Raw genomic sequence first — 3,937 nt, 5'->3', positions numbered from 1 at the left:
GGCTCCGGCTCCGGCTCCGGCCAAGCCCGCCGCCAAGCCGCAGGCGAAGACCGCCGCGCCCGCCAAGGACGCCGCCGCCGAGGGTCCCGCGGGCCCCGAGATGGTGACGCTGCGCGGCCCCGCCGCCGCGGTCGCGAAGAACATGAACGCCTCGCTGGAGCTGCCCACGGCCACGTCCGTGCGCGCGGTCCCGGTGAAGCTGCTGTTCGACAACCGCATCGTCATCAACAACCACCTCAAGCGCGCCCGGGGCGGGAAGATCTCCTTCACGCACCTGATCGGGTACGCGATGGTGCAGGCCATCAAGGCCATGCCGTCGATGAACTACGCGTTCGGCGAGAAGGACGGCAAGCCGACGCTCATCAAGCCGGCGCACGTCAACCTCGGCCTCGCCATCGACCTGGTCAAGCCCAACGGCGACCGCCAGCTCGTCGTCGCGGCGATCAAGAAGGCCGAGACGCTGAACTTCTTCGAGTTCTGGCAGGCCTACGAGGACATCGTCCGCCGCGCCCGCGACGGCAAGCTGACGATGGACGACTTCTCCGGCGTCACGGTCTCCCTGACCAACCCCGGCGGCCTCGGCACCGTCCACTCGGTGCCGCGCCTGATGCCCGGCCAGGCCGTCATCATGGGCGTCGGCTCGATGGACTACCCGGCGGAGTTCCAGGGCACCAGCCAGGACACCCTGAACAAGCTCGGCATCTCGAAGGTCATGACGCTCACGTCGACCTACGACCACCGGGTCATCCAGGGCGCCGCCTCCGGCGAGTTCCTGCGCCAGGTCGCCAACCTGCTCCTCGGCGAGAACGGCTTCTACGACGAGATCTTCGAGGCGCTGCGCATCCCCTACGAGCCGGTCCGCTGGCTCAAGGACATCGACGCCTCGCACGACGACGACGTCACCAAGGCCGCCCGCGTCTTCGAGCTGATCCACTCCTACCGGGTCCGCGGCCACGTCATGGCCGACACCGACCCGCTGGAGTACCAGCAGCGCAAGCACCCCGACCTGGACATCACCGAGCACGGGCTCACCCTGTGGGACCTGGAGCGCGAGTTCGCGGTCGGTGGCTTCGCCGGCAAGTCCCTGATGAAGCTGCGCGACATCCTCGGCGTGCTGCGCGACTCGTACTGCCGCACCACCGGCGTCGAGTTCATGCACATCCAGGACCCGAAGCAGCGCAAGTGGATCCAGGACCGCATCGAACGCTCGCACACCAAGCCGGAGCGCGAGGAGCAGCTGCGCATCCTGCGCCGCCTGAACGCGGCCGAGGCGTTCGAGACGTTCCTGCAGACCAAGTACGTCGGCCAGAAGCGCTTCTCCCTGGAGGGTGGCGAGTCCGTCATCCCGCTGCTCGACGCGGTCATCGACTCGGCGGCCGAGTCCCGCCTGGACGAGGTCGTCGTCGGCATGGCCCACCGCGGCCGGCTGAACGTGCTGGCCAACGTCGTCGGCAAGTCGTACGCGCAGATCTTCCGCGAGTTCGAGGGCAACCTCGACCCGAAGTCGATGCACGGCTCCGGTGACGTGAAGTACCACCTGGGCGCCGAGGGCACCTTCACGGGCCTGGACGGCGAGCAGATCAAGGTCAGCCTGGTCGCGAACCCATCCCACCTGGAGGCCGTCGACCCGATCGTCGAGGGCGTCGCCCGCGCCAAGCAGGACATCATCAACAAGGGCGGCACGGACTTCACCGTCCTGCCGGTGGCGATCCACGGCGACGCGGCCTTCGCGGGCCAGGGCGTGGTCGCCGAGACCCTGAACATGTCGCAGCTGCGCGGCTACCGCACCGGCGGCACGGTCCACGTCGTCATCAACAACCAGGTCGGCTTCACCGCCGCCCCGGAGTCGTCGCGTTCCTCGATGTACGCCACCGACGTGGCCCGCATGATCGAGGCCCCGATCTTCCACGTGAACGGCGACGACCCGGAGGCCTGCGTCCGCGTGGCGCGGCTGGCCTTCGAGTTCCGCCAGGCGTTCAACAAGGACGTGGTGATCGACCTCATCTGCTACCGCCGCCGCGGTCACAACGAGACCGACAACCCGGCCTTCACCCAGCCGCTGATGTACGACCTGATCGACAAGAAGCGCTCGGTGCGCAAGCTGTACACCGAGTCCCTCATCGGTCGCGGCGACATCACGCTGGAAGAGGCCGAGCAGGCGCTCCAGGACTACCAGGGCCAGCTGGAGAAGGTCTTCACCGAGGTCCGCGAGGCCGCTTCCCAGCCGTCCGCCGCGGAGCCCTCGGACCCGCAGGCCGAGTTCCCGGTCTCCGTGAACACCGCGGTCACCGCCGAGACCGTCAAGCGGATCGCCGAGTCCCAGGTCAACATCCCCGACCACGTCACCGTGCACCCCCGGCTGCTGCCGCAGCTCCAGCGCCGGGCGGCCATGGTCGAGGACGGCACGATCGACTGGGGCATGGGCGAGACCCTCGCCGTCGGCTCGCTGCTCCTTGAGGGCGTCCCGGTCCGGCTGTCCGGCCAGGACTCGCAGCGCGGCACCTTCGGCCAGCGGCACGCGGTGCTCATCAACCGCGAGACCGGCGACGAGTTCACGCCGCTGCTGTACCTGTCCGAGGACCAGGCCCGGTACAACGTCTACAACTCCCTGCTCTCCGAGTACGCGGTGATGGGCTTCGAGTACGGCTACTCGCTGGCCCGCCCCGACGCGCTGGTGATGTGGGAGGCGCAGTTCGGCGACTTCGTCAACGGCGCGCAGACGGTGGTGGACGAGTTCATCTCGTCGGCCGAGCAGAAGTGGAACCAGACGAGCGGCGTGACGCTCCTGCTCCCGCACGGCTACGAGGGCCAGGGCCCGGACCACTCCTCGGCCCGCCCGGAGCGCTTCCTCCAGCTCTGCGCGCAGAACAACATGACGGTCGCGATGCCGACCCTGCCGTCGAACTACTTCCACCTCCTGCGGTGGCAGGTGCACAACCCGCACCACAAGCCGCTGGTCGTCTTCACCCCGAAGTCGATGCTGCGCCTCAAGGCCGCGGCGTCGAAGGCGGAGGAGTTCACGACGGGCCAGTTCCGCCCGGTCATCGGCGACGACTCGGTCGACGCGGCCGCGGTCAAGAAGGTCGTCTTCTGCGCCGGCAAGGTCTACTACGACCTCGACGCCGAGCGGAAGAAGCGCGGCATCACGGACACGGCCATCATCCGCATCGAGCGCCTGTACCCGCTGCCGGGTGCCGAGCTCCAGGCGGAGATCGCCAAGTACCCGAACGCCGAGAAGTACCTGTGGACCCAGGAGGAGCCGGCGAACCAGGGTGCCTGGCCGTTCATCGCGCTCAACCTGATCGACCACCTGGACCTGGCGGTCGGCGCCGACGTCCCGCACGGCGAGCGCCTGCGTCGCATCTCGCGTCCGCACGGCTCGTCCCCGGCCGTCGGCTCCGCCAAGCGGCACCAGGCCGAGCAGGAGCAGCTGGTGCGTGAGGTGTTCGAGGCCTGAGTTCGAAGAACCGGCCTGACGTGACCTGACGGCCACGGCGAAGGGCCCGGTCCGCGTTCCGACGAACGCGTACCGGGCCCTTCGCCGTGTCGTCGACGTCCGATGCCCACGTCCTATCCTGGGACCAGCGGTTCCACGGAGCCGACCTTGCCCGACTTATCGTTCGACCCATCGTTCGACCCATCCGACGGAGAGCACGTTGTACTTCACCGACCGCGGCATCGAGGAACTGGAGAAGCGGCGCGGCGAGGAGGAGGTCACCTTCGAGTGGCTCGCCGAGCAGCTGCGGACCTTCGTCGACCTGAACCCGGACTTCGAGGTTCCGGTGGAGCGGCTGGCGACGTGGCTGGCGCGGCTGGACGACGAGGACGACGAGGACGAGTAGCTCCACCGGGGGCTCGCCGCCGCGGCCCCGAGCCTGTCACGGACGCCGTGCCCGCCCGTACGCCACGCCCAGCGCGCCGTGCGCGACCAGCAGCG

At 69.0% G+C, this 3,937-nt stretch carries 2 protein-coding genes; both read left to right on the top strand.

The genetic code is table 11. From position 1 onward, the window contains the following. On the top strand, positions 1–3,457 hold a 3,457-nt coding region (locus EBH09_RS25045), incomplete at its 5' end, for a multifunctional oxoglutarate decarboxylase/oxoglutarate dehydrogenase thiamine pyrophosphate-binding subunit/dihydrolipoyllysine-residue succinyltransferase subunit (RefSeq protein WP_121749169.1). 199 nt (positions 3,458–3,656) lie between these two features. Then, positions 3,657–3,842 carry a DUF6104 family protein gene (locus EBH09_RS25040; RefSeq protein ID WP_010061466.1) on the top strand — a complete coding sequence of 62 codons (186 nt, stop codon included), beginning with the start codon at positions 3,657–3,659 and terminating at the stop codon, positions 3,840–3,842. Positions 3,843–3,937 lie beyond the last annotated feature (95 nt).

Source organism: Streptomyces sp. E2N166 (genome assembly GCF_003671715.1).
GTDB lineage: Bacteria > Actinomycetota > Actinomycetes > Streptomycetales > Streptomycetaceae > Streptomyces > Streptomyces thinghirensis.
Note: the sequence above shows the minus strand (reverse complement) of the source record. Positions and strands in the feature narration are given on the sequence as shown.